Annotated in this window: 3 protein-coding genes; 2 read left to right on the top strand and 1 reads right to left on the bottom strand. The window is 36.5% G+C overall.

Going from position 1 to position 3,194, the window contains the following annotated elements:
- Both AACY61_RS11100 and AACY61_RS11095 read left to right on the top strand, forming a co-directional pair.
- The coding region (locus AACY61_RS11100) for a prolipoprotein diacylglyceryl transferase family protein (RefSeq protein WP_339611654.1) at positions 1-228 on the top strand (228 nt) is incomplete at its 5' end.
- Between the two features lie 15 nt (positions 229-243).
- Positions 244-735 (top strand): DUF192 domain-containing protein, encoded by a 492-nt coding sequence (locus tag AACY61_RS11095; protein ID WP_339611653.1) that lies wholly within the window; start codon positions 244-246, stop codon positions 733-735.
- A gap of 71 nt (positions 736-806) precedes the next feature.
- Here the strand turns inward: AACY61_RS11095 and secDF are convergent.
- Positions 807-3,194 (bottom strand): protein translocase subunit SecDF (secDF, locus tag AACY61_RS11090; protein WP_339611652.1); only part of this gene is annotated, 2,388 nt, incomplete at its 5' end.

Raw genomic sequence — 3,194 nt, 5'->3', positions numbered from 1 at the left:
TATATTTACTGGAAAACAAGCAAAAGGGAAAAAATGGGCTATATATTTGGATTGTTTTTAGTGCTGCTTTGGACTGTGCGTTTCTTTGTTGAGTTTATCAAAGAGAATCAAGTTGCTTTTGAAGAGACCATGGCTCTTAATATGGGGCAATGGCTCAGTATTCCCTTTATATTACTAGGTTTATACTTTATGTTCAGACCTCAAAAAAATATTCCATTACAAGCGTAAATTAAATCAGATACAATGAAAAAACTATGTCTTAGCGTTGCAATTTTATCCTTATTATTTTCAACCGCCTGTAAGGATCAACAACCATCTAAACAAGTTAAAACCGCTACCATTTCCTTTACTAAAAACGGTGAGTTAAATCTTATTAAAAAAGATACAGACAGCATATATAAAACTTTAGATATTGAAATTGCTGATGATGAATACAAAACACAAACGGGTTTGATGTATCGTGACTCAATGGAGGAGCATCAGGCTATGTTGTTTGTTTTTCCGGATTCTCAAGTTCGCAGTTTTTATATGAAAAATACAGCCATTGCTCTTGACATTCTATTTATTGACTCAGATCAAAGAATTGTTAGTTTTCAAAAAGATGCCAGACCCTATGATGCTAGTCCCCTTGCTTCCGGAGTTCCATCACAATATGTATTAGAAATCAAAGCAGGTTTATCAAACCAATGGAATATTGAAGTAGGTGACAAGATAAGCTGGAAGCTTGATGAATAGTTTCTATTTTAAATTAAAAAAACCGTTTTGAAAAATTCAAAACGGTTTTTTTAATTTAACAAGCTTAAGTATTAAGCTTCTGTTTCTTCTTCTTTTTCTTTGTATTTTAAGTTGATTCCTTTCTTCTTAACGGTATCAAACATAACCGGTGTTGCAATAAATACTGATGAATAAGTACCTACAATCACACCAATAATCAAAGCAAACATAAACCCTCTGATTGAGTCTCCTCCAAAGATAAAGATAGCTAACAATACTATCAATGTAGTGAATGAGGTATTCAAGGTTCTACTGATTGTGCTGTTAACAGCGGAGTTGATTACCCTGAATAGTTTCCAACTTGGGTTATCATTAAAATATTCCCTAATCCTATCAAAAACAACCACGGTATCATTTAATGAATACCCTATCACCGTAAGGATTGCTGCGATGAAAGCCTGATCGATTTCCATAGAAAACGGCATTGCATTCCGAAGAAGTGAGAAGAGTCCTAAAACTATGATTGTATCGTGTATTACAGCGGCTACTGCACCCAAACTAAACTGCCATCTTCTAAATCGAAGTAAAATATACAAGAAAACAACAATCAATGAACCAGAAATCGCCCACACTGATGCTCTCTTAATATCACTTGCAATTGTAGGACCCACCTTCATAGACTGCATTAAACCTACCTGTTTTGTTTCATCTCCACTTATAAAGTCCTGATAGGTATATCCTTCAGGAAGGTTAGGTTGAAGCGCTTGGAACAATAATTCTTGTACTTCATTGTCTACTTCACCACTTTGTTCATCAACTTTATAAGCTGTTGATATTTTTAACTGATTGTTTCCACCATACGTCTTTGCTTCGGCTGTTCCATAGACAGCAACCAAATCCTGTTGGATTTCAGAAGCAATCACAGACTTATCAAATCGAACGGTATACGTTCTTCCTCCAACAAAGTCAATTCCCTGATTCAACCCTTGTGTAAATAAAGAGCCCAGTGAAAGAATGATTAATACCCCTGAAATAATGTAAGCAACTTTTCTTTTTCCTAAGAAATCGATGTTTACATTTCTGAACAAGTTTTTAGTAAGACCGGTTGAAAAGTTTAAGTCTTTTCCATTTACAGTATATCTTTCAATAAACAATCTCGTAATAAAAATAGCTGTAAATAAAGAGGTTAAGATACCAATAAGTAAGGTGGTAGCAAAACCTTTAATAGGGCCAGTACCGAAAACCAATAAAATAATACCGGTTAGACCTGTTGTAATGTTGGCATCTAAAATAGACGAAAGTGCATTATTAAAACCGTCTTTAATGGCGTCTTTCTGAGCTTTTCCTTTATAGAACTCTTCCCTGATACGTTCAAAGATCAGTACATTGGCATCTACTGATATACCGATGGTTAAAACAATACCGGCAATACCTGGAAGTGTAAGCACGGCTCCCAGTCCTGCAAGAATACCAAATATAAACAAGATGTTTACTATCAGTGCGATATCTGCATAGACCCCTGCTCTACCATAATAGAAAATCATCCATAGCAATACTAAAACAAGTGCAATCATAAAAGACATAATACCACTGTCAATAGCTTCCTGACCCAATGAAGGACCAACAATTTCACTTTGAATAATATCAGCAGAAGCAGGAAGTTTACCTGCACGCAATACGTTTGCAAGGTCAATGGCTTCGTTTAAGGAAAAGTTTCCTGTTATTTCAGAACGACCACCTGAAATGGCTCCTCTTGAAACCCCTGGTGCAGAATACACAATGTTATCAAGTACAATTGCTATTTGAGATTGCTGAGCAGAAGCAACTCCTGTCATTTCTTCCCAAATTCTCGCACCCGTTCCATCCATTTGCATAGATACAGCAGGTTGTCCTCTTTGGTCAAAAGTTTGTGAAGCATCTGTTACAACATTCCCACTTAATGGTGGTATATTTTCCCTGTTAGCTTTTATCGCATATAATTCTGATAATTGCTCACCTGTTGTTGGGTTTTCAATTGGTTTACCCCAAACAAATTTAGCAAATCGCTGTTCCTGAGGCAACAAAGATCTAACCTGTGGCATTCTCAGATAACTGTTTATTACAGCAGTATCTCTTAATTTAAAAGTAGCGATTACCGGTCCACCCTGACCACCTAATCCTTGAATTCTTCCAAATATTGGGTCGTTTTCGACATCTTCAGCAAGTTCATCAAGATCTTCCCCTCCTAAAAGATCAGTTATTTCATCTTTTTCAACACTGGTAGAGTCTGTTACTTCCTCATCGCTTTCAGATTTCGGCTTTTCCATTGCCTTTACAAGCTCATTGGCTGATGAAAGGAAAGATACCATTTCATCCATTTTATACACGTGCCAAAACTCTAACTGGGCTGTGCTTTGTAGTAAGGCTTGCACACGTTGTACGTCTCTTGCTCCCGGTAGTTCTACCAAAATACGGGCTGTATTACCGAGACGTTGCAAGTT

Origin of the sequence: uncultured Planktosalinus sp. (assembly GCF_963973675.1) — a bacterium.
Classification (GTDB): domain Bacteria; phylum Bacteroidota; class Bacteroidia; order Flavobacteriales; family Flavobacteriaceae; genus Planktosalinus.
The sequence above is the reverse complement of the archived record's forward strand: the minus strand, read 5'-3'. Positions and strand labels throughout refer to the sequence as shown.